Source organism: Sinomonas sp. T428B (genome assembly GCF_056780155.1).
The window spans coordinates 1,028,245-1,049,962 of the sequence record NZ_JBRAZR010000001.1; the positions used below are offsets into that span (position 1 = coordinate 1,028,245).

General features: G+C 70.1%; 25 protein-coding genes. 8 read left to right on the forward strand and 17 right to left on the reverse strand.

Going from position 1 to position 21,718, the window contains the following annotated elements; all coding sequences use genetic code 11:
- Nucleotides 1–30: 30 nt before the first annotated feature.
- From ACUYMY_RS04815 to ACUYMY_RS04830, 4 genes are all read right to left on the reverse strand, one after another.
- Entirely contained in the window at nt 31–918 is an 888-nt protein-coding gene (locus ACUYMY_RS04815) for a carbohydrate ABC transporter permease (protein ID WP_481702485.1), read from the reverse strand.
- Nucleotides 919–928: 10 nt separating this feature from the next.
- Nucleotides 929–1,900, reverse strand: coding sequence for a carbohydrate ABC transporter permease (locus ACUYMY_RS04820; RefSeq protein WP_481702486.1), 972 nt, complete (start codon nt 1,898–1,900; stop codon nt 929–931).
- 8 nt (nt 1,901–1,908) lie between these two features.
- Nucleotides 1,909–3,126 (reverse strand): sugar ABC transporter substrate-binding protein, encoded by a 1,218-nt coding sequence (locus ACUYMY_RS04825; protein ID WP_481702487.1) that lies wholly within the window; start codon nt 3,124–3,126, stop codon nt 1,909–1,911.
- Nucleotides 3,127–3,197: 71 nt separating this feature from the next.
- Nucleotides 3,198–4,451, reverse strand: a complete 1,254-nt coding sequence (locus ACUYMY_RS04830; protein ID WP_481702488.1) for a Gfo/Idh/MocA family protein — start codon at nt 4,449–4,451, stop codon at nt 3,198–3,200.
- Nucleotides 4,452–4,664: 213 nt separating this feature from the next.
- Between ACUYMY_RS04830 and ACUYMY_RS04835 the strand changes: the two genes are divergently transcribed.
- Entirely contained in the window at nt 4,665–5,684 is a 1,020-nt protein-coding gene (locus ACUYMY_RS04835; RefSeq protein ID WP_481702489.1) for a LacI family DNA-binding transcriptional regulator, read from the forward strand.
- A 71-nt stretch (nt 5,685–5,755) separates the two neighbouring features.
- Here the strand turns inward: ACUYMY_RS04835 and ACUYMY_RS04840 are convergent, their stop codons facing one another.
- Nucleotides 5,756–6,211, reverse strand: coding sequence for a hypothetical protein (locus ACUYMY_RS04840; protein ID WP_481702490.1), 456 nt, complete (start codon nt 6,209–6,211; stop codon nt 5,756–5,758).
- A gap of 90 nt (nt 6,212–6,301) precedes the next feature.
- Between ACUYMY_RS04840 and ACUYMY_RS04845 the strand changes: the two genes are divergently transcribed.
- From ACUYMY_RS04845 to ACUYMY_RS04855, 3 genes are all read left to right on the forward strand, one after another.
- Nucleotides 6,302–6,949, forward strand: coding sequence for a helix-turn-helix transcriptional regulator (locus tag ACUYMY_RS04845; RefSeq protein ID WP_481702491.1), 648 nt, complete (start codon nt 6,302–6,304; stop codon nt 6,947–6,949).
- Between the two features lie 51 nt (nt 6,950–7,000).
- On the forward strand, nt 7,001–7,927 hold the full coding sequence (locus ACUYMY_RS04850; protein WP_481702492.1) for a hypothetical protein: 927 nt from the start codon (nt 7,001–7,003) through the stop codon (nt 7,925–7,927).
- A gap of 142 nt (nt 7,928–8,069) precedes the next feature.
- A complete protein-coding gene (locus ACUYMY_RS04855; RefSeq protein WP_481702493.1) occupies nt 8,070–8,402 on the forward strand; it encodes a hypothetical protein in 333 nt (110 codons plus the stop codon).
- Between the two features lie 153 nt (nt 8,403–8,555).
- Here the strand turns inward: ACUYMY_RS04855 and ACUYMY_RS04860 are convergent, their stop codons facing one another.
- On the reverse strand, nt 8,556–9,332 hold the full coding sequence (locus tag ACUYMY_RS04860; protein WP_481702494.1) for a GntR family transcriptional regulator: 777 nt from the start codon (nt 9,330–9,332) through the stop codon (nt 8,556–8,558).
- A gap of 86 nt (nt 9,333–9,418) precedes the next feature.
- Here ACUYMY_RS04860 and ACUYMY_RS04865 point away from each other — a divergent pair, with 86 nt between their 5' ends.
- Together ACUYMY_RS04865 and ACUYMY_RS04870 are read left to right on the forward strand one after the other, a co-directional pair.
- On the forward strand, nt 9,419–10,084 hold the full coding sequence (locus tag ACUYMY_RS04865) for an HAD-IA family hydrolase (protein WP_481702495.1): 666 nt from the start codon (nt 9,419–9,421) through the stop codon (nt 10,082–10,084).
- Between the two features lie 568 nt (nt 10,085–10,652).
- Nucleotides 10,653–11,339, forward strand: coding sequence for a nuclease-related domain-containing protein (locus ACUYMY_RS04870; protein WP_481702496.1), 687 nt, complete (start codon nt 10,653–10,655; stop codon nt 11,337–11,339).
- A 36-nt stretch (nt 11,340–11,375) separates the two neighbouring features.
- Here ACUYMY_RS04870 and ACUYMY_RS04875 read toward each other — a convergent pair whose 3' ends face one another.
- The gene (locus ACUYMY_RS04875) at nt 11,376–12,626 is read right to left on the reverse strand and encodes a multidrug effflux MFS transporter (protein WP_481702497.1); all 1,251 of its coding nucleotides are present in this window, start codon (nt 12,624–12,626) and stop codon (nt 11,376–11,378) included.
- A gap of 125 nt (nt 12,627–12,751) precedes the next feature.
- Nucleotides 12,752–13,540 carry a methyltransferase domain-containing protein gene (locus tag ACUYMY_RS04880; protein ID WP_481702498.1) on the reverse strand — a complete coding sequence of 263 codons (789 nt, stop codon included), beginning with the start codon at nt 13,538–13,540 and terminating at the stop codon, nt 12,752–12,754.
- A gap of 268 nt (nt 13,541–13,808) precedes the next feature.
- Here ACUYMY_RS04880 and ACUYMY_RS04885 point away from each other — a divergent pair, with 268 nt between their 5' ends.
- Entirely contained in the window at nt 13,809–14,120 is a 312-nt protein-coding gene (locus ACUYMY_RS04885; protein ID WP_481702499.1) for a hypothetical protein, read from the forward strand.
- Nucleotides 14,121–14,130: 10 nt separating this feature from the next.
- On the opposite strand, the gene ACUYMY_RS04890 is transcribed toward ACUYMY_RS04885, so the two are convergent.
- Complete coding sequence (locus ACUYMY_RS04890) at nt 14,131–14,793, reverse strand: hypothetical protein (protein ID WP_481702500.1); 663 nt, start codon at nt 14,791–14,793, stop codon at nt 14,131–14,133.
- A gap of 130 nt (nt 14,794–14,923) precedes the next feature.
- Between ACUYMY_RS04890 and ACUYMY_RS04895 the strand changes: the two genes are divergently transcribed.
- Complete coding sequence (locus ACUYMY_RS04895; protein WP_481702501.1) at nt 14,924–15,250, forward strand: GYD domain-containing protein; 327 nt, start codon at nt 14,924–14,926, stop codon at nt 15,248–15,250.
- Between the two features lie 25 nt (nt 15,251–15,275).
- Here ACUYMY_RS04895 and ACUYMY_RS04900 read toward each other — a convergent pair whose 3' ends face one another.
- From ACUYMY_RS04900 to ACUYMY_RS04935, 8 genes are all read right to left on the reverse strand, one after another.
- Nucleotides 15,276–16,226: a hypothetical protein gene (locus ACUYMY_RS04900; protein WP_481702502.1), complete on the reverse strand. Its 951-nt coding sequence runs from the start codon at nt 16,224–16,226 to the stop codon at nt 15,276–15,278.
- A gap of 95 nt (nt 16,227–16,321) precedes the next feature.
- Nucleotides 16,322–16,660 (reverse strand): TfoX/Sxy family protein, encoded by a 339-nt coding sequence (locus tag ACUYMY_RS04905; protein WP_481702503.1) that lies wholly within the window; start codon nt 16,658–16,660, stop codon nt 16,322–16,324.
- 946 nt (nt 16,661–17,606) lie between these two features.
- Nucleotides 17,607–17,843, reverse strand: a complete 237-nt coding sequence (locus ACUYMY_RS04910; RefSeq protein WP_481702504.1) for a hypothetical protein — start codon at nt 17,841–17,843, stop codon at nt 17,607–17,609.
- A complete protein-coding gene (locus ACUYMY_RS04915; RefSeq protein ID WP_481702505.1) occupies nt 17,836–18,294 on the reverse strand; it encodes a hypothetical protein in 459 nt (152 codons plus the stop codon). Before ACUYMY_RS04915 ends, ACUYMY_RS04910 begins: the two co-directional genes overlap by 8 nt.
- Before the next feature lie 113 nt (nt 18,295–18,407).
- A complete protein-coding gene (locus tag ACUYMY_RS04920; RefSeq protein ID WP_481704961.1) occupies nt 18,408–19,508 on the reverse strand; it encodes a fatty acid desaturase family protein in 1,101 nt (366 codons plus the stop codon).
- A gap of 106 nt (nt 19,509–19,614) precedes the next feature.
- Nucleotides 19,615–19,818, reverse strand: a complete 204-nt coding sequence (locus ACUYMY_RS04925) for a cold-shock protein (protein WP_481702506.1) — start codon at nt 19,816–19,818, stop codon at nt 19,615–19,617.
- 354 nt (nt 19,819–20,172) lie between these two features.
- Nucleotides 20,173–20,565, reverse strand: a complete 393-nt coding sequence (locus ACUYMY_RS04930) for a hypothetical protein (protein WP_481702507.1) — start codon at nt 20,563–20,565, stop codon at nt 20,173–20,175.
- Nucleotides 20,566–20,720: 155 nt separating this feature from the next.
- Nucleotides 20,721–21,695: a metallophosphoesterase family protein gene (locus tag ACUYMY_RS04935; protein WP_481702508.1), complete on the reverse strand. Its 975-nt coding sequence runs from the start codon at nt 21,693–21,695 to the stop codon at nt 20,721–20,723.
- Between the last annotated feature and the right edge of the window lie 23 nt (nt 21,696–21,718).

The following is a 21,718-nucleotide window of genomic DNA, read 5'->3' on the forward strand; positions in this document are numbered from 1 at the left end:
TTCGAAGAGGTGAGGGGGCGCCGTCGTGCATCACTTGACCGAGCCTCCCGTGGCGCCGGCCGCGATGTACTTCTGCGCGAGGACGAGCAGCACGATGGCCGGCAGCGAGGAGAGCACGGCCGTGGCCATGACGGCGCTCCAGTTGGAGACCTGCGTGCCGAGGTAGGTGTAGATGCCGAGGGTCACGGGCCGCACGGCCTCCGTCGTCGTGAGCGTGAGCGCGAAGAGGAAGTCGCTCCACGAGAAGAGGAAGGCGAACAGGCCCGCCGTGATGAGCGAGTTGCGGCTCACGGGCAGCACGATCGAGGCGAACGCGCGGACCAGCCCCGCGCCGTCGACCCTCGCGGCCTCGACGATGCTCGGCGGGATGCGCATCATGAACGCCCGCAGGATGAGGATGACGAACGGGATCGCGTGCGTCGCGTCGGCGAGGATGAGCCCGGGGATCGAGTTGAGCAGGCCGAGGTCGTTGTAGGCCGCGTAGAGCGCGTTCGCGATGACGATCCCGGGGATCATCTGCGAGATCAGGATCGCGAGCAGCGCGACGCCGATCCAGCGCGAGCGGATCTGCGCGAGCATGTACGCGGCCGGGGCCGCGACGGCGAGGCTGAACGCGACCGTCCCGAGCGAGATGAGCAGGCTCGTGACGAGGTTCGGCCCCTGCTGGGCGATCGCCCGCTCGTACCCCTCGAAGCTCGGGTTGAGCGGCAGGAAGTCAGCGGTGAGCGTGTTGCCCGAGGGCTGGAGGGACGCGTTGACCATCCAGTAGACCGGGAACAGCATCACGGCCAGGAACAGGATGCCGACGGCGGTGTGCCCCAGTTTGGGCCGGTCGGCGCGCCTTCTCGCCGTGGACGGGGAGGGGGCCGGGGAGGCGGACGACGGCGCGCGGCCGGGCGTGCTGGTCAGTGCAGTCATGGTGGGCCCCCTACTCGTCGACCGCGCGCCGGTTGAGGCGGAGGTAGACCACCGCGAACACGAGCGAGATCAGGATCAGGATGTTGGAGAAGGCCGCGCCGACGCCGAACTGGAAGTTCACGAACGACTCCTGATACGAGCGCACGGCGAGGGTCTGGGTCGCGTTGGCGGGCCCGCCGTTGGTCAGGCCGAGGATGATGTCCAGGACCTTGAGCGTGTAGACCACGCCGAGGACGAGGACCACGCTCACCACGGGCCGCAGGTTGGGCCACGTGATGTGCCAGAACGCCTTCCAGCCCGTCGCGCCGTCCATGGCCCCGGCCTCGTAGAGCTCCTCGGGGATCTCCTGCAGGCCGCCGTAGAGGATGGTCACGTTGAAGGGGATGCCCACCCAGATGTTCACGAGCACGACGGCGATGAGCGCCACCGAGGGGCTCGTGAGCCACGGGATCGGCTCGGAGATGAGCCCGATTCCGCGGAGGAAGCCGTTGAGGACCCCGCTGTCCTGGTCCAGGATCGAGCGCCACGTGGCGCTCGAGACGATGAGCGGCAGGAGCCACGGCAGCAGGAGCATCGAGCGCAGGAACCCGCTGAGCGGGAAGCGCTTCCGGAAGAACGAGGCCAGGGCCAGGCCGATCGCGAACTGCCCCGCGATCGAGCCGACCGTGAACAGGGCCGTGTTGAGCATCGCCGGCCCGAAGAGGTTCGAGCCGATGGCGGTGGCGTAGTTCGCGAGCCCGACCCACGGGGCCTCGCCCGTGAAGAAGGTCCGGGTCGTGTACTCCTGCAGGCTCATGAGGACGTTCTTGACCACGGGGTAGCCGAAGAACAGCGCGAGGTAGAGGCCCGCGGGGGCGAGGAAGAGGGCCTGGACGAGGCGCTCCCGCCCGGCCCGCCGCCGTCGTGCGCCCCTCACGGGCGGGGCCGCGGCCCGGGCGGGCGAGACCCCGCCCGGTGCCACGTGGGCTTCGAGTGTCGGCATGGTGCGCCTCAGCCCGCGGACGCCCGGGCGAAGGCCTCCTCGGGGGTGGCCTGGTCGGTCAGGGAGAGCTGGATCGCCGTGTACATGACGGTCGCGGCCTTGGGCCAGTCCTTGCCGAGCTTGCCGGTGCGCGAGCGGGCGTTGGCCACCTGCTCGGTGAACGCGGCCATCTCCGGCACGGCCTTCGCGTACTCGGTGCCGAGGGCCGTCTTCGTCGGGACGACGAAGCGCTCCTTGGCCAGGGCGAGCTGGTTCTCGTCGCTCGAGATGCACTCGACGAGCTCGGCGGCCTTGGCCTGCTTGGCCTTGCTGCCGGTCTGCGGGACGGTCCAGACCTCGCCGCCGAGCGGGGCGACCGGTGTCTGCCCGGCCTCGTTGACCGGGACCTGCACGGCCTCCCACTTCACCTCGGGGGTCTTGGCGAGGGACGGGATCTGCCACGGGCCGTTGATCATCATCGCGGCCTTGCCGGCGGCGAACTGGTCGCGGACATCGGCCTGGCTCCAGTTCACCACCGACTTGGACGCCGAGCCGGAGGCCACGAGCTCGTCGGTGAACGCGAGGGCCTCGGCGACCTTGGCGCCCTTGAGGTCCGTCTCGTCGCCGCCGTTGGTCCACATGAAGGGCAGGAACTGCCAGGCGCCCTCGTAGGTCGCGATTGCGGAGAACGCGAGGCCGTAGCGGTCCCCGGTGGTGAGCTTCGCGGCGGCGGCCTTGAGCTCGTCCCAGGTCTTGGGCGGCTCGACGCCGGCGGCGGCGAGCATTTCCTTGTTGTAGAACAGGCCGAGGGTGTTGGCGGTCGGGGCGAGGCCGTAGACCTTCCCGTCGAGGGTCGCCGCGTCGATCATGCCCTGCGCGAAGCCCGAGGTGTCCACGCCGTAGTCGCCCAGCGGGGAGAGGCCGCCGGTCGCGGCGATCTCCTTGACGTCCGGGTTGTCGAGCATGAGCACGTCCGGGAGGGTGCGCGAGGACGAGCGCTGGAGGACCTTCTGGATGAGGTCCTTGCCCGGGACGGTCTCGCGCTTGAGGGTCACGCCGAGCTGGCCCGCGCACCGGTCGAGGGCCTTCTGGACGTGCGACTTGTCCGGCTCGTTGTTGTAGTAGTCCAGGACGGTCAGCTCCTTGACGTCCTGGCTCGCGGTGGCCTGGCCTCCGCCGCCGCAGGCCGTGAGGGCCAGGGGCGCGAGGGCCGCGAGGGCCAGCAGCGTGCTCGTCTTCTTCTTCATGGGGGCTCCTTCGCCGGGTGGGCAGGTGTGATCGGTGGTCTGGATACGGTGGGTGTGGCGGACGACGGCGGCTACGCGCCGACGGCAGCCGGGTCGCCGGCGGTGACTGGGTCACCGGAAGGGACCTCGCGCCACTCGGCTCGGCCGGCGGCGCTGGCCTCGACGGCCTCGAGGAGGCGCTGGATCTGCAAGCCGTCCTCGAACGAGGGCTCGGGCTGCTCGCCGCGGGCGATCGCCCGGGCGAAGTCGGCGATCTCGTGGACGAAGCAGTGGTCGTAGCCGAGTCCGTGCCCGGCTGGCCACCACGCGCCCGCGTACGGGTGCTCTGGCTCGGTGACGAGGATCCGGCGGAAGCCCGCGGACGGGGCCGGGTCGCCGCCGTCGTACAGCCACAGCTCGTTGAGGCTCTCGAAGTCGAAGGCGAGCGAGCCCTTCGAGCCGTTGAGCTCGAGCCGGATCGCGTTCTTGCGGCCGGTCGCGAAGCGGGTCGCCTCGAACGTCGCGAGCGCGCCTTGGTCGGTGCGGGCGATGACGATGGCGGCGTCGTCGACCGTCACGGCGCCCCGTCCGCCGTCGTGCGCCCCGCTCGCCTGGAGGCCGCTCGAAGCGGCCGGCAGCGGGCGGGACTTCACGAAGGTCTCGGTCAGGGCGCTCACGCCGGCGATCCGGTGGCCGCTCACGTACTGGGCGAGGTCGAGGATGTGCGCGCCGATGTCGCCGAGCGCGCCCGAGCCGGCCTTGTCCTTCTCGAGCCGCCAGACGAGCGGGAAGTCCGCGTCCACGATCCAGTCCTGGAGGTACTGGGCGCGGATATGGCGGATCGTGCCGAGGCGGCCCTCCCGCACGAGCTCGCGGGCGTAGGCCAGGGCCGGGGTCCGCCGGTAGGAGAAGCCGACCATCGCGAGCGCGCCGCGTTCCCTCGCGTTCTGGGCGGCGAGGGCCATGCGCTCGGCCTCCTCGACCGAGTTCGCGAGCGGCTTCTCGCACAGCACGTGCTTGCCGGCCTCGAGGGCCGCGATCGCGATGGGAGCGTGCAGGTTGCCGGGGGTGCAGATGTCGACGGCGTCGATCTCAGGGTCCTCGACGAGGGTGCGCCAGTCGGTCTCGACGCGCGGGATGCCGAACTTGGCGGCGAACTTCCCGGCGGCGCCGGCGTCCCGGCCGCATACGGCGGCGAGCGTCGGGGCGACGCCGAGGTCGAAGAAGCGCGGGGCTGTCGTCCAGGCCTGGGCGTGGATCGAGCCCATGAAGGAGTAGCCGATGAGGGCCACGCGCAAGGGCTTCAGGCTGGCCTCGGTTGAGGGGTCGGTGGGCTGGGACGTCATCGTCCTCCTGTCGGGTGGAGGGCTGGCAGGGGGCCACTCGTTTAAGCGGTTAACCGCGAGTGACGTGAACCACTCTGCGGGTGGTGCGTGGCGCTTGTCAAGGGAAAAGTTAAGCGGTTTACTGGAGGGGCCGCCACGGTCGCGACGAGGCCGTAGGCTGGGTCCGACGCGCCCCTCGTGGGCGCTCTTGCAGACTGCTGGGGAGGGACACGCATGCCGACAATGAGGGACGTGGCGCGGCTCGCTGATGTCTCCATCGCGACCGTGTCCTTCGTCATCAACGAGACCAAGCCCGTCAGCGCCGCGACGCGCCAGCGGGTCGAGGACGCGATGCGGGAGCTCGGCTACCGGCGCAACGCCCTGGGGCGCGCGCTCGCGAGCAAGCGCACGCGGATCATCGCGCTCCTGTACCCGGCGCTCCAGCGGCGGCTGCACGAGAGCGCCGTCGAGTTCTTCACGTCGGCGGCGCAGGCGGCCAAGGACCTCGGGCACAGCCTCGTGCTGTGGCCCGTGAGCAACGACGCCGACCAGGTGCAGGAGATCATCGCGAACGGGCTCATCGACGGCGTCCTGCTCATGGAGGTCCAGATGGACGATCCGCGCGTCGAGCAGCTCGTGGGCTCTAGCATGCCGTTCTCGCTCATCGGCCGCACGCGGCACCCCGAGCAGCTGCCCTACGTGGACGTCGACTTCGAGAACTCGCTCATCGACGCGATCGGCTACCTCGAGGGGCTCGGCCACCGGAAGATCTGCCTGCTCGACAACGGCAGCGCCGAGCTCGCCCTGGCCGGCTACGGCCCGCTCGTGCGGGCGCGGGAGACGTTCGCGGCCGAGATGGCCCGGCGCGGCCTCGCGCCCGTGCGCCTCTCGTGCCAGGACTCGCCCATCTCGGGCGAGGGCGCCGCCGAGGAGCTGCTCGCGACGGCGCCGGACGCGACCGCCGTCATCCTCATGAACGACAGCGCGGTCTTCGGGTTCGTGAGCGGGCTGCGCCGGCACGGCGTGCGGATCCCCGAGGACCTGTCCGTGGTGCTGTTCGCCTCGACGCCGGACGTGGCTGCCTCGACCGACCCGCACCTCACGCTCTGGCGCCTGCCCGGCGTCGAGCTGGGGCGGCGCGGGGTCGAGTCGCTCGTCGACCAGCTCGAGGGCCGCGGCGAGCCGATGACCCAAGGCGTCGTGAAGTGCACCTTTGAGGAGGGCGCCTCGACGGCCCCGCGGGCGGTCAGCTGACCCGCACCGCCGGCATGAGGAGAGTGCGCAGGAGGACTCCTGCGCACCCTTCGTCCCGACGGGGAGGGCCCTCAGCCCTTCCGTGCGCTGGCCAGCCGGTTGAGCGCGAGCGCGCCCACCAGGAGGCCGAAGTCGCGCAGGGCGACGTCGTAGGCCGTGCCCAGCAGCAGCAGGTTCACGATGATCCCTGCGAGCCACGCGGCCACGACGAGCGAGCCCCACTTCGGCTTCCACGCGACGAGCAGGCCCGCGACGATCTCGACGACGCCGACCGCATACATGAAGGCCTGCCCGCTGACGGGGACGAGCTGCGTCGCGAGCGGCGCGAGGTAGTCGGGCCAATAGGTGAGCAGGTTGAAGAACTTGTCGAGGCCGAAGAGGATCGGCGCCACGACGTACAGGGTCCGCAGGAGCGTGTAGGCCTGGGCCTCGGTCCCTCGCGCGGCCGCGAGAAGGCCCGTCCCCCTGGCGGCGACCGGCCTATGGAGCCGTCCTGCGCCCGGATGGCTGGCTGGGTTTGCTGACATCTCGACCTCCGTCCATAACTGGTAACTCGGATTTTAGAACGACTGCCTCTCTAAAACAACAGTCCACGATTTTGGACGTACCATGGCTTCATGGCAGGAGACGAGGCAGTGCGGGCCATCGCGGCACTGGGGGAGGAGCGGCGTCGCGCCCTGTTCGCCTTCGCCCGCGAGGCCGGCAGGCCGGTCACGCGGGATGAGGCGGCGGAGGCGACGGGCATGAGCCGTGCCGCGGCCTCCGCGCACCTGGACAGGCTCGTGGACGACGGCGTGCTGGCGCACGGCTTCTCGAAGCCGCCCGAGCGGACGGGCCCCGGCAGCGGGCGGCCGTCAAAGGTGTACTGGGCTGCGGTCAACGAGGTGTCCGCCTCGGTGCCGCCGCGCAGCTACGACCTCGCGGGCTCGATCCTGGCCGAGGCCGCCCAGAGCGCGATGGGCGGAGGCGCCCGCATCGAGGAGACGATCCGCACAGCGGCCCTCGCGCGCGGGCGGAGCGTGGGCGGCGAGCACGGCAGCCCCGAGGGCGCCCTCGCGTCGATCGGCTACGAGCCCGTCGCCGAGGCGGACGGGATTCGGCTCGGCAGCTGCCCGTTCCACCGGCTCTCGCGCCAGTGCCCCGACGTCGTGTGCGCGCTCAACGGCGCGCTCCTGCAGGGGATCCTCGAGGGCTGCGGCGACCACGAACACCGCGTCGAGGCCGAGCCCGCCGGCGAATGCTGTGCGAGGCTCGCCAGCACCTGAGCCGCGGCACCGGCCCGAGCCGCGGACGCCGGCGAGGACCATCATGGATCCATGGGCTTCACGTACACCTTCCCGCTGGCGCCTCCCCGCCCGCCGGGTCTTGCCTACCCGGTGTACGGGCTGGACCTGAACGGCGCGGGGGACCACGCCGTCGTCCTGCGCACCGCGGAGGAGCTCGACAGGAAGGGCGCCTTCAAGAAGCTGTCCATCGCGCTGGCGCTGCTCGGCGTCTACGAGGGGGTGGGGCTGATCGAGCGTGCGCCGGAAAGCATCGACGGCTACTCCATGCGCCGTTCGCCCGAGGAGTACGCCGACCCCGCACTGTCACCGGAGGTCGCCGAGGCGGTGCGGCGGCTGCGCCGGGCCAACGACCCGTACCAGGTCCAGGCGTGCTTCACCCTCTCGCGCGGGCTTGCGCTCGTGGGCGCCCCGGAGAGCGCGATCATCGAGTTCTTCAAGGTCATCGAGCTGCACATCAAACACCTCGCGTGGTCGCGCGCCCTCGACAGCGGCGCGGCGAGGAACGTCCTGGTGGACAAGATCATCCTCTCGAAGCGGGTCCGGGACGCACTGCGCGTCCGGCGTCTCCTGGACCCGGGCGTGCTCGAGCTCGTCTACAGGATGAAGGAGGTGCGGAACAAGTTCGTCAGCCATGGGGGAGTGCGCGCCCCCGTGGGCGAGCTCTTCGGAGACCCCGAGGGCAGCGCCCAGCTGCTCGAGGAGTCCGAGTTCAGGTACGACCCGGACCTCCACTACGGGCCGGGCTTCTTCGAGCGCGTCGTGAACGACGTCGGGCTGGTCGCCGCGTTCCTTTTCACCCGGATGCAGGGCCTCGAGCCGCACGTCTGCGAGCCGTCGGGTGGCTGGTCGCGGGCGAGCGGCGCCGTCCGCGAAACGCTCTCGGCCGCCGGCGCCATCTGGATCACCCCCTCGCAGGGCGCCCTCGAGCCGCGTTATCCCGCGGAGGGACTCCCGTAAACCCCATCCCGCTCGCCCACCTGACCCCGGAAGACCTGGACCGCGCCAGGCAGATCTACGAGGGGTCCTTCCCCCCGTGGGAGCGCGAGGACTTCGGCGAGCTGCTCGCGCGCGGGGCGGACGACGGCGTCGTGCAGCTCGCGTGCAGCTGCGGACGCGGCTCGAGCGGCCGGTGGTGCTCGAGGTGGAGCCCCCCGAGCAGCCCGGCATCGGCCCGGACGAGCTGGCCGTCCGGCTCGCCCGCATCAGGTTCTGGCAGCGGATGGGGTTCGAGCAGCTCCCGGTCTCGGCCTACCGCGTGCCCCGCATGGACGGCTCCGGCCACGCCCCGATGCTCGTGATGGCCACGCAGGCGCCCGAGGCCCCGCTCACGCTTGAGGCGCTCGTCGCGGCGCTCTACGCCGAGGACTACGGGCTTGCGGACGCGGATCGGCTCGCGGAGCGCGCACTGGGAGGCACTGAGCAGGTGACCTGACGCTCGTCATCGATCCACTGGCAGGGTCCGGGGCCGCCACCGCTCCACCCCAACGCAAATGTCGGGTTGAGGTCGGTGCGGACGTCTCGCACCGACCTCGACTCGACAATTGCGGGGGAGGAGGCGGCTCGGCAGTGGCCGGTGGTTCCCAGCCTAGAGCCGGACCTCCATGCTCAGCGCGTACCGGTCTGAGCGATACCACGAGCGCGCATGCTCGATCGGCAGCTCCCCCGAGAAGGACGTGCGGTCGAAGAACATGACCGGCGCGCCCGTCCCCGTGCCGAGCAGTACGCCGATGTCCGCCGGGGCGCCCTCGGCCCGGACGGTCTGCCGCGCCCGGTCGATCTGGTGCCCGAAGTCGGAGGCGAGGGCCCTGTAGACCGAGCCCGTGAGGTCGATCCCGAGCAGCCCGTCGGCGTGCACCGGGTGGTACCACGCGTCGTCGACGCTCACCGGGCGTCCGTCGGCGAGGCGCAGGCGGCGCAGGTGGATCGCCTCGGCGCCCCGCGCGATCCCGAGCGCGTCCGCGGTGTCCTCCGGCGCCGTCGTGCGCTCAGCGGTGAGCACGACCGTGCTCGCCTTGAGCCCGCGCGCCTCCATCTCCTGGGTGAACGAGGCGAGGTGGAGGGTGGACTGGATGGTCGCGTCGGCGACGAAGGTGCCCTTGCCGGGCACGCGCACGAGGTGGCCCTCCGTGACGAGCCGGCCGATCGCGGCGCGGACCGTGATGCGGGAGACGCCGTACGCGTCCATGAGGGTTCGCTCGCTCGGCAGGCGGGCGCCCGGCTCGAGCTCCTCCTTGGCGAGCTTGAGGATGATCGAGCGCAGCTGCTCGTGCTTGGGGACGCTCGTGTTGGCGATGGCCGGGGCGATGCCCGGCGCGTCGGTCCGGCTCGTCGCTGCCACCGGCTGCCCCCTCGCTGCGTCCACGGACGAAATGTGGTGCGATCCAGATAGGACCACTACCGGGATTATGCCATGTACCGTGGGGGGACGTACCCGTGCGAGGAGGACCCGTGGCCGCTCTTTCGATCTCCGCCCGTGCCGTGCTGCTGGACATGGACGGCACGCTCGTGAACTCCGACGCCGTCGTCGAGCGGATCTGGGCGGAGTGGGCCGAGACGCAGGGGCTGCCGTGGGACGTCGTCGAGCCGGTGATCCACGGCCGGCAGGGCTGGCTGAGCATGTCCCTGCTCCTGCCGGACCGGCCCATGGAGGAGAACCTCGCCGACGAGGCGCGCATGCTCGACGAGTCCCGCACCGACGTCGGCGGCATCGTGCCGATCCCGGGCGCGACGGCGTTCCTCGCCGCGCTCACGGACCTGCCGCACGCGCTCGTGACCTCGGCCGACGACGACCTCGCCCGCCGCCGCATGCGCGCCGCCGGCCTGCCCTACCCGGACGTGCGCGTGACCGCGGAGATGGTCAGCGCGTCCAAGCCCGACCCCGAGGGCTTCCTCAAGGCCGCCGCCGCGCTCGGCGTCGAGCCCGGGGAGTGCCTCGTGCTCGAGGACTCCGAGGCCGGCATCGCGGCCGGGCTCGCCGCGGGGATGCGGGTGCTCGGCATCGGCGGGCGCGCGGCGCAGTACGCGCCGACCTACTGGGCGGACAACCTCACCGGGGTCTCCGTGGAGCGGGCGGACGACGGCGGGCTGCGGCTCACGCTGCCGGCCGCCGGGTGAGCGCGCTAGCGCCAGATGGACCATGCGTCCGCCCAGCGCCGGGCGCAAGGAAGTTCATATCCCCTTGACTCGAAGCAGAACGAGCGGCAGAGGATTCGATTCTGCCAACGCGATCAACATGAACGGTAGAGAGTGCTGTGTCTAGCGGTCTTTGCCACTTGAAGTGTCGGTGGGGGGTGTCATCCTTCTCCCTTCTGCATTGAGCCGCATCTGGACAAGCCAGATCGGCATCCGGTGGCATCTGGTCACCGCTGGAAGAGTCCCTCTAGGGTGAGCATCAGTCGATGCTTGCGTTGAGCCCGCACCCCAGGATCGGGAGGGGACAAGACATGGAACCGGCAGGGGATGGAGCTAGCGGAGCGGATGGAGCTCCTGATCCACAATGCGACAGGAGTCTGTCCACCTTCCGCTGGACGAGTCCTGAGTGGATCGTTGCCGCAGTCCTCCCCAGCGGGTACAAGCTTGCTCTGCATCATGCCAGGCAAGGATTGCCGGATGTGGGGATGGCCGAAAAGGTGAGCGAAACCCTCCATGAGCTGGGGTACAGGAAAGTGGAGACGCGGGGCGCATGAGCGACATCCCCCGAGATCGAACTGGTGATGAATCGACGCCTGCTGAGTCTGGAGTCGCTGGGGCGTCGGCGCGGCGTGAATATGAGCGCCGCAAGGCGAAGGACGAGCGGAGGCTCCGCGAGAAGTGGGGTCGATTGGGTGGCCTAGCGGTCGCATTGTCTGACGAGCGGCATGACACCAAGTCTTGGGATCGGGGTGCGGTTGGTGAGGAACGGCTTGGCGCTCGTCTAGATGCGTTGGCCGCCGATGGCCTCGCTTTCCTTCACGACCGCCGCATCCCCGGGTCCAGAGCAAACATCGACCATATCGCCATCACCGGCGGTGGAATCTGGGTGATCGATGCCAAGCGGTATAAGGGACGGCCTGAGCTGAAGGTCGAGGGCGGAGTCTTTCGCCCGCGCAACGAGAAGCTCGTGGTCGGCCAGCGTGATTGCACGAAGCTGGTCGATGGGGTGCTCAAGCAGGTCGACGTCGTTCGCGATGTCGTCGGCGATCTTCTGGTGACTGGGGCGCTGTGTTTCATCGAAGCCGATTGGCCCTTGATCGGCGGCGCGTTCTCGATTCGCGGCGTTGACGTGCTCTGGCCCAAACGTCTGGCCAAGATGCTTGTCGAGGAGAACGCCGGTGACGTCGATGTGGCGTCTTTGCGCGAGTCGCTGGCCAGAAGGTTCAAGCCTGCATGACGTCACGAGCACTTCGAAGGCCGTCGGGCACAGCTCTTACCGGGTGGTGACCGCCCGCCGTCGTCCGCCTACCAGGGCCAGGCTCAGGGCGGCCGCGACGGTCGACGCGACGGCGACGACCCCGAACGGCACCGGTTCGGTCGGGCCGGCGACCCCGACGAGCGGCGCCGCGATCCCGCCGAAGGCGAACCGGGACAGGCCCAGGAGCGAGGACGCCGTCCCGGCCATGTCCGGGTAGTCCCTGAGGGCGAGCGAGGTGGCCGGCGGACTCGCCACGGCCACACCCCCGACCATCGCGAGCAGGGACGCCATGATCGCGGCCAGCGGCAGGTGGAGCAGGGCCGTCGCGAGGAGGCCGAGGGATCCCGCGAGCGATATCGCGAGGCCGACGGCGAGCGTCCCCCTCTCGGACCAGCGCTCCGCGGCGCGGCCGGCGGCGAACCCGCAGATCGCGAACCCCAGGGAGTTCAGGCCGAAGGCCAGCGCGTAGCCCTGCGGGGAGAGGCCGTACATGCCCTGGAGGATGTAGGTGGCGCCGCTCAGGTAGGCGAAGATCGCGGAGTAGCTGAACCCGGTGATGAGCACCGCGCCGAGGAACACCCGGTCCCGCAGCGGCCGGCCGAACCCGTCGAGCGCGTGCGCGAGCCCGCCCTCGGTGCGCCGATCGCCCGGGAGGGTCTCGCGGAAGACGGCGAGGGAGGCCACGAGGATGCCCAGGCCCACCGCGGCGAGGAAGAGGAAGACCCCGCGGAAGTCGGTCACGGTGGCGAGCTGGCCGCCGATGACCGGGCCGACGATCGCGGCGAGCCCGCCGAGGACCGTGAGCCGGCCGTAGTAGCGGATGAGCTTGGCGCCCGAGTAGAGGTCGCGGCCGGCTGCCTGGGCGATCACGATGCCCACGGCGCCCGCGAGGCCTTGGACGAACCGGGCGGCGATGAGCACCTCGACGGTCGGGCTCAGGGCGCAGGCCGCGGAGGTCACGATGTAGGCCGCGACGCCGACCAGCAGCGGGCCCCGGCGCCCGTGGCGGTCCGAGACAGGCCCGGCGATGACCTGGCCGATGGCGAGGCCGAGCAGGCAGGCCGTGATGGTCAGCTGCGCGACCGACGTCGTGCTGCGCAGCTCGGCCGTGAGGGCGGGGAGGACGGGCAGGTAGAGGTCCATCGAGATGGGCCCGAAGACGGTGAGCAGGCCGAGCACGACGGCGAGCGGCCGGCCGACGGCGCGCTCGGCGGCTGAGGCCGGGGCGGCCAGGGTGGCAGTGGGGGCCGGGGAGGCACTGGGCACGGCGGGGTCCCTTCGGCGAGTGGTGGGTCACCCGCAGTCCACCGCGCGCCCGCGGGCGCAGCCAGAGCACTGCTGAACCGAGTACTGGCAGTACCACCCAGCCTGGCGCTCTTGCCCGGCGCGCCCTACGTCCGCACCGCGAGGACGCTGATGCTCGTGACGCCGTACTTCGAGGTGGCCTTGACCGCGCGGGGCGAGACGAAGCGGTAGGCCTCGTTGGCGCGGACCGTCTCGGCCCGGAAGCCTGCGGCCTCGAGGGCCGCGAGGAAGGCGTCCTGCTGCATCGCGCCGCCGATGCACGCGGCCCAGAGGGACGCATCGCACGTGACGGTGTCCGGAAGCTGGACTCCGGAGACGATGTCCGCGATCGCGAGCCGCCCGCCCGGGCGCAGCGCCGCGGCCGCGGCGGCGAAGGCGCGCGCCTTGTCGGGGACGAGGCTGAAGACGCCGTTGGAGATGACGCAGTCGAACGAGCCGTCGGGGACGTCGGGGTCCTCGATCCGGCCCTCGCGGAACTGGACGGTCCCGATCTCCTGGGTTTCGAGGTCCTCGGTGAGCCGCCTGGCCTTCTCGACCTGGGCCGGGGTCATGTCGATGCCGATCACCGAGCCGGAGGGCCCGACGTCGAGCGCGGCGAGGAAGCTGTCCATCCCGGAGCCGCTGCCGAGGTCGAGCACCTGCTCGCCCAGCTGGAGCGCCGCGAGGTCCAGGACGTAGCCGACGCCGGCGAAGGACTCGACCGCCTCGGGCGGGACCCGGTCCAGGCCCTCGGCGGGGTAGCCGAGGCGCTCGGCCAGGGCGCGGCCGGTCTCGAAGTGGAACTCCTGGTGGGGGAAGTTGGCGACGAGCTCGTACATCGACTTCACGCGGGCATCGAGGTCTGCGGTGTCGAGCTGCTGGGGTGCGGGGTCCATGGTCCTCCTAGCGGTGGCTCACGAGGCGGCCCAGCCCGCCGTCGGCCGGGTGCCTCCATGGTGCCACCGCCCGCTGGCCGGGCGAAGCTGTGGGGCCATCCAATGCCCCATTGCGGTGCCGGGCGGGCGGGCGCACAATACGGTCGCTGGGGAGTTCCACGTGGTCGGCCCAGAGAGCCGGCGCGTGTGGCGCGGTCGTCCCGAGCTGCAGGGGAGGCGCCCCGGCCGCCGCGGAGTCCATCCCGATCCGATCGCCCTCGAGGTTCCTATGCATGCCCAGAAGATCTTGGGCGCGGCTGCCGGCGCGGCCGCGCTCGTGCTGCTCAGCGCTGTTCCCGCCGCCGCGGACATCGCCAGCCCCAACGCGTCCTGCGCCGGCCTGGCGCTCTCCGACCACGCGGTCAACGACGGTCCCGGCGCCATCGCCTTCATCATGAACGAGGAGGTCAAGCCCGTGGCAGAGGCCTTCGGCTTCAGCAATTCGGGCCAGGTCATCAGCAAGTTCGTCAAGGTCCATGCCGGAACCCACGTCCCCGGCTGCGAGGAGGCCTTCTTCGACGTCCTCGTCGCGGGGCCGTAGGCGGCACGCGCTACGAGCGCGCGAGGCGGTATGAGTGTTCCCTGAGCCGGCGCGTCCACCCGTACGTGCCGGCCCCGGGGAGGACGTTCAGGAGGGGGTCGAAGCGCAGCGGGGTGTCCTGGACGCGGCCGGCGTCGTCGAGCACTGGGGCCAGGCGCAGGGAGCCGCACCGGGTCCAGTCCCCGCGCGGGGTCGCCCAGAAGAGCTCCAGATCCCACCGCGCGTCGGCCTGAAAGCGCCCGGGCGCGCCGGGGTCCCGGCCCACGGTCCGCGCCCCGAGGATCACCGCCCCGCTGGCACCGCGGTAGGGCATGAGCGAGGTGAGCCGCGCGGCCCCGGCGGTGCGGTGCATGGTCAGCGCCCACCTGCCGGGGACGCGCCAGCCGGTCGACGCGAGCAGGAGGTCGGCCATGCCGTCGCCCGTCTCGAGGCGGACGGCGAGGCCGATGACGTCCGGCCACGACGGGCCGAACCCGAGCGAGCGGGACAGCCGCGCCCGGACGGGGACAGTGCCGGGGGAGTCGAGGAGGGCGACGCCGGAGCCGCCGCCGTCGAGCGCGAGCGTGCCCGCGAGGAGCACGCCCTTCGGGTGGATGGGCCGGTCCGGGCGGAAGGCCTTGAGCGCGGCGAACCCGCCGGCGAAGAGCCGCCCGAGGAGGCTGGTGGGGTGCATCACCCCTAGACATTGCACGGCGGGGCGGGTTTGAAACTGCATCCGGACCCTTGTGGCGGAGGGTCCTCGGGTCCACGATGAGGCACGCCCAGGGAGCGCTTCCCGCAGGCACTACGGAAGAGGCCAGACGATGCCGCTGTACCTGTCACGCTTCAGCTACACGCCCGAGACCTGGGCGAGGCTGACCAACAACCCCGAAGACCGCAGGAAGGCGGCGCAGGCCTACATCGAGTCGGTGGGCGGGAAGCTGCACGGGTTCTGGTACGCCTTCGGCACCCATGACGGCTACAACCTCTGGGAGGCCCCGGACAACGTGTCAATGGCGGCGGTTGCCGTGGCGATCAGCGGGGGCGGTGCGCTGAGCTCGTTCGAGACGACCGTGCTGCTGAGCGTCGATGAGGCGATGGAGGCCATGAAGAAGGCCAGCGAGATCAAGTACCGGCCTCCCGGCACCTGACGGGTGCAGAGGTGGTTCGCGAAGGCTAGGAGCCGCCCCACTGCCTCTCGGATTCCACGTACATCGAGACCACGTACTGGAGCGCGGCGAAGTCGGGGCGCCCGCTGGGCGTGGCCGGGATCGGGCGGCCGTCGGGGAACACGGGCCACGGCTGGATGCCGAGCACAGGGGCCGCATACTCCTGCCGGGGCATCGAGTGCTGGAGGCGCGCCTGGGGGACGGGCGGAGCCAACGGGGGGAGCGGCGCGGCGGGCTGAGGCTGGGGGCCGGCGGCGGCCGGGGGCTGCCCCGGGACAGGCCGGGACGGGTCGCGGCTGCCGCGCGCCGTCGGGCGCTCCCGGAACGACCATGCCAGCAGCACGCTGATCGAGATGGCGAGCCCGGTCAGCAGGATCAGCGCCACGGTGATGCGCCAGTAGGTGTCCGGGAACTCGACGGCGTATCCGATCCCCAGGGGCAGGCTGAGCAGGACGGCCAGCAGCGCCACGAGGGCCGCCGTCGCCTTCGTTCCGAGGGCGAGCTGCTGGTGGGGCGAGGCGAACCAGTCCGAGGCCTTCTGGACCAGGAACACCGCGCCCCTGACGATGCCGACGATCAGCAGGGTGAAGAGGAACAGCTGGAGTTCGTCGAAGGGGTCGAAGAGGCCGCGCGCCCGCGGGGCCGCGAGCGATCCCCAGATCAGGATCAGGCAGAGGCAGAGCATGTAGACCTGCCCGCTCTGGGAGGCCACCATGTGGCGCTGCGGTTTGTCCCGGGCTGCGTCCATCGCCGCGAACGCCGTGAACAGCCCGCACACGAGCAGGGTGCTGATCGTGCGGACAATCTTGCCCTCGAACTCGCCGAACATGAGCACGAAGACCGAGACCAGCGTCAGCAGCGAGAGGACGGCGATGTTGGCCGCCATGGCGCTGCTCAGCCTGCGCTGCGGCTGCCCCTGGGGCGTCCGCCCTTGCGCCGGAGGGAATTGCGTCTGCATGTCCTCGCCCCTTCCACGTGCCAGCTCCGATGCCCGAATGAGCCCGAGGATAGCCGGGAACGGTGGCTGGGACGACGGTGCGCGACGCTGCTGCCTCAGCGCTTCTTCGGCGGGAGCGACGCTGCGTAGTCGACGCCGGCCCGCACCCACCGGGCGAGGTCCTCGTCGGTGGCGATGGCGCTATCGTCCACGCGCAGCCAGCCGTCCATGACCCGGCCCTGCATCACGGCGCGCTCGACGCCGGGGTGCGAGGTCAGCTCGTCGCTCTTCGCGGGGTCGGCGCGCAGGAGCATCCCGCCCTGGCCGCTCGCGGCGACGGCCATGTTCCCGCCGACGAGGAAGGAGAGGCCTCCGAACATGGGCTTCTCGACGATGCCCTCGCGCGAGGCCAGGGCCTGGCGGATGCGGGCGGCGAGCTCGAGGTCGTATGCCATGGGGCCATGGTTGGCCGCAGGCGCGCCGCTGTCCAGCCCTCCGCGGGAACGACGCGCAAGGATCTAGTGGGGCAGGGGCCTGCATGTTTCATGCGCTGCCCCTGCCCCATGTCCTCTAACTCAGCGCTTCACAGACGTCGAAAGACGAGCCGGAGGTGCTCTGCAGCGTAAAGACCCCAGAGGAGTCCACGGTGTAGACAATCTGCCCGGTGTACTGCGTTGTTGAGGGTCCTGCCGGTACGTCACTGGGAAAGAGGATCAGCCCGTTGTGCCCCGTAGCGGTGACAGTTGCCACGCCCGTATTCTTATCAAAGGTCGTGTTCGAAATGCTCCCGTTGGATTTGAAAGTGATGGATTCACCCGTGTCCACGTTCGTATACGTCAGGGTGTATCCCTTGCCTGCTGAAATAAGTCGGACCAGGTTGCCGTCCCTGTCATGGAATTCCCTAGTTTGCACCTGGGAACCAGTTCCTAGGATATTCAGCTCAAAGTCGCAACCGACTCCGGCGGGCAATGTAATGTTCAGGTCGTCCGGTCCCTTTGGAGGGGCAGCAGTGGCAGCGGGTGCCGAGCAGAATGCTGCAAGGAGGGCTGCAGATGCAGCCGCGCTTACCGGTGCTAATCGTTTCACAGAGGAACCTCCAATGTTGAGGAAGCAGTGCTTCCATTTGGTGGCGCACCTCTAAATAAACGAGGAGGAGACCGTTCGCCGGACCTCCAAAGCTACGGTTGACAGGGAATCTTGTCAACGAATGGGGAGGTAAAGAATTTATTTACTAAAGTGATAGTTCGGTACGTGAGCGATGGTTCCCGCGGTAAACTTCCCCTTTGCCCTGCCGGACGAGAGCTTCTGCTGCGACCGTGCCGGTGCCGGCTGCGAGTAGCCGCATTGTAGGGGGACAGGACGACGGCGGGTGCGCACCCGCCGTCGTCCGCGGTGGCGCTGCTACGTCTCCTTGAGGTCGTCGGCCACCCGGTGGAGGTCACGGGCCCAGCCGGCGGAGCGGTTGCGGTCCGGCGAGGCCGCCTCGAAGTTCCGGAGCGCCTCCGCGATGTGGTTGAGCGAGGCCGCGAGGTTGTGTTTCACCACGGAATAGCCCTCCTCGGCGCGGGGATCGGCGGAGGCGGCGGAGAGCAGCTCAGCCCCGGCCCTGAGGACCAGCGAGGCCTCGAGTTCATTCATGGGTGGACTCCTTCGGGGCCTTGGCGTAGGCCGCCGCGATTCCGCGGGCGGAGGCCTGGAAGACGGTGCCCCCGCTGGGCATGACCACGTAGGCCAGGAACTCCTCGTCGAACGTGACGATCCCGGCGTCGACGGCATCGAGCTTGGCCCGGATCAGCAGCGACAGCTGCCGCCAGTGGTGGCGTGCGGCGTCCTGCGCGGCCTTGATCTCCGAGGCGGAGCTCTCCGGCCGCAGGGGACTACGGTTCGGGTCTGGGCTCTGGGGGTCCGGCGCGGGCAGCGGCAGGACCAGGCGGAACCGGCGATCCGCCGAGCTGAAGGTGATCCCCGCGTTCCCGTGCACCGAGACGAACCGCAGGCCGTGGGCCCCCGAGGCGATGAGCATGTCCCGGATGTCCTCTTGGGAGGCGGAGCAGGTGACGGAGGCGCCGCGGACGTAGTTGGTGACCATAACTCAGAGTACGCCCATCAGATCGGCCGGGAGGCGGGCAGGAAGGCCCCCTGCATGCGGTTCGGCACCGCGATACGTGCGGCCTACTCGATGCATGGGCGGGGGCCTCTCGCTCACCGGTACCGGGCGGTGATGGGGCACTCGAAGGGGTCCCGGGCGGCGAGCCCGACCCGGTTGAGGTAGGAGATGACGATCCCGTAGGAGCGCCACAGGCCCGTCTCGCTGTAGGGGACGTCCAGGCTGCGGCACTGCTCCCGGACGATCCGGCGCGCCTTGGCCAGGTGCGGACGGGGCATGCTCGGGAAGAGATGGTGCTCGACCTGGTAGTTCAGGCCGCCCATGAGCCAGGTGGCCCACCATCCGCCGGAGATGTTCCGGGAGGTGCGGACCTGCTTGGAGAAGAAGTCGAGCCTCGCGTCCCGTGCGATCACGGGCATGCCCTTGTGGTTGGGGGCGAAGGTGGCGCCCATGTAGAGGCCGAACACGGCCAGCTGCACGCCGAGGAACGCGAAGGCCATGCCGAGCGGCAGGAGCCAGAAGAGCGGCACCAGGACGAGGGCGAAGCGCAGGGCGATCAGGCCGATCTCCGTCCAGCGGCCCTTGACCGGGCCGCGGGAGACCAGGTGCCGGACGCTCAGGAAGTGGAGGTTGAGGCCCTCGAGGGTCAGCAGCGGGAAGAACAGCCAGCCCTGGCGGCGGGTGATGGCGCCGCGGAGGCCCCGGGCCGTGGCGGCGTCCTCCTCGATGAAGGAGATGGTGTCGACCTCGATGTCGGGGTCGCGCCCCACCCGGTTGGGGTTCGCGTGGTGGCGGCTGTGCTTGGAGTCCCACCACGAGTAGCTCATGCCGACGACGGCGCCGAGGAACCTCGCGAGCCTGTCGTTCCGCGGGCCGGTGGAGAGGATCTGCCGGTGCGCCGCCTCGTGGGCCAGGAACGCCACTTGGGTGAAGAGGATCCCCAGTCCGGCAGCGATCAGCAGCTGGAACCACGTGTCGCCCAGGAGGATCGACCCGGTCAGCAGGCCGGCGAGGAGGGCGATGAGGCCGACGCCGACGAGCGCGTAGAACCAGGGCGTGCGGCGCAGCAGCCCGGCTTCGCGGACGGACTGGGCGACCTGCAGGTAGGCCTGGGTCAAGGGAGGGAACGTCTCCGTGCCCGCGTGGCCTGCGCGGGGAGGGGTGCGGGGGAGGGCGGGGCTTAATGCTGTGGCGATCGGAGCACCTTCTTTCTGGTCAGGCGCTCAGGATCGCGCTCGTCGGGGATGAGAGGGGCCGGGAGGCAGGGTCGCTCGCCGCGACCCCGCCTCCCGGTAAGTTCGCTCAGAGCGGGCGGATGTTCGAGGCCTGGGGGCCCTTGGGCCCACGCTCGGCGTCGAACTCGACCTTCTGGCCCTCTTCGAGCGAGCGGTAGCCGCTCGAGGCGATCGCGCTGTAGTGGGCGAAGACGTCAGCAGAGCCGTCCTCGGGGGCGATGAAGCCGAAGCCCTTCTCGGAGTTGAACCATTTAACGGTGCCAGTGGCCATGGGTTTTTTCCTTTGGTGATGATTGGTCCCGATTCTCGGGGCCGTTGTTCTGCGCCGCTGAACGCGGCACGGGACAGCTGTGGTGAGGGGAATTGCTGGAAGCGCGCAGAATGCGCTGGGAGTCTGCGTTTTCGGCGGCGGCTGATGCGGGAGGCGACTCGCCTGGTGCTCGCGGTCGGGCGGCCGGTGGGGCCGTGCTGCCTGTTCTGCCGCTGATGCCTCTGCCGTTCAGGGCAGAAAAACCTGGGGGGAAAACTGCAGGTACTCTGTGCCGGCCCCTGTGCGGGGCCTCAGGGCGACCGCTCTTCCGGCGGTCGGCCGTCGTTCCAGTCTACGGGCTCGGAGGCGATCTACCTATTCGTCGTCCTCGTCGTCGTCCTCGTCGTCCCCCGCGAGGTTCAGTGACGCGGCCTGGAGGATCGACTCGACGTTGGCGCCCGGGACGTCCCTGCGGTAGGCATCGGCGACGCTCTTGAAGCCGATCGTCATGCCGAGGACCAGGCGCGTGTAGTCCGGCGCGAGGGCCTCGATGACCTGCCGGACCACCTGGGGCAGGACCTCGCGGAGCACTGCGGCCTGCTCGGGGGAGCCGCCGGTGAAGGACACCGAGACGACGTCGTCCATCCTGGCCAGCGTCCTCAGCGACTCCTTGAACATCGCGGTCGCCGCGGGGTCCTCGGGCTCCCATGACAGGGCCGCGGTCAGGATGCCGATGCCCCGCTGGACCATCTCCGTGTCCTCGCTCATGTTCCATCCTTTACCCAGTTGGGCCGGGAGGGGCAAGGTTCGGGTGGGGTTTGGGCAGGGAGCGCACGACGGCGGTCGGCACGCCGTCGTGCAAACGGCGGCTCGGTCCCTGGGGTGAGGCGACGACCGCCGTCGACTTGCCATCAGTCTGGGGCTTAGTTCCTGCTCCCCGAGTCCGCCTGCATCCCGCCCGACACCGGCACGAATTGCCAGGTGTACGATCCGTCGGCCTTCAGGCTCATTCGGAGGTGGCCCCAGGTGTCGCTGAACTTCTTCTGCACATAGGCGGGGTCGGACTTGAACGGCCGGAGCCCGATGCCACCCGTGGACACCTGGAACTGCTGCATCCCGTCGGGCACGCACTGGTCGGCGTTGTCGACCGGGCAGGTCCGCTCATAGTTGTGCTGTGAGCCGGAGAGCAGCAGCTTGACCCGATTGGCCCAGAACACGTCGATCCACGGCTTCGCCTCCGAGAAGCGCTTATGGCTCGACGTGTCGGACGTGAAGTACGGGTCGTGGTAGATCACGGCCAGATGCTTGCCGGCAGCCCTGGCCGCCGTGAGATCGGCGTCCATCTCGGCGGTCATCGCATACGCCCGGTTGGGGTCGTAGCGCCATGTCGCCGTGGGCGCCACGAGGAAGTGCCAGTTGCCCTTCTCGAACGAATACCATTCGAGTGCGTCCTGGAAGCGGCCGAGGTAGGTGCTGGTCGCGCTCTTGACGGTGTTGACGCACTGGCCGTCCATGAAGCGGTCCAGGTCGTCGTTCCTGCCCGGCTGAACGTCGTGGTTCGGCCCTGCGGTCCAGAAGGTCTTGGCCTTCGCGGCACCCCACAGCGTGTCCCAGGCCTCGAGCGCCGAACAGGTGCCCTTGTCGTACTGGAAGTCGCCAAGGGCCAGGAAGTTGTCCAGCGTTCCGTCGTTCAGACCAGCGATGATGCTCTCTGCGTTCTTGCCGCTCGCGGACGTCGCGGACGTGTTCTCTGACGGGTTCATGTCCCCGACGGCGGCGAACTCAAACGAGTCGGCTGCGGTTGCCCCGTCGCTCGGGGTCGGCGTCAGGAGGGCTCCTTCGGCCGTGCACCCGGTCAGCGCCAGAACCAGTCCGAGGGCCCAGACTGCGCGCTTCATGGCGCGACCACGGCCACGCGGGC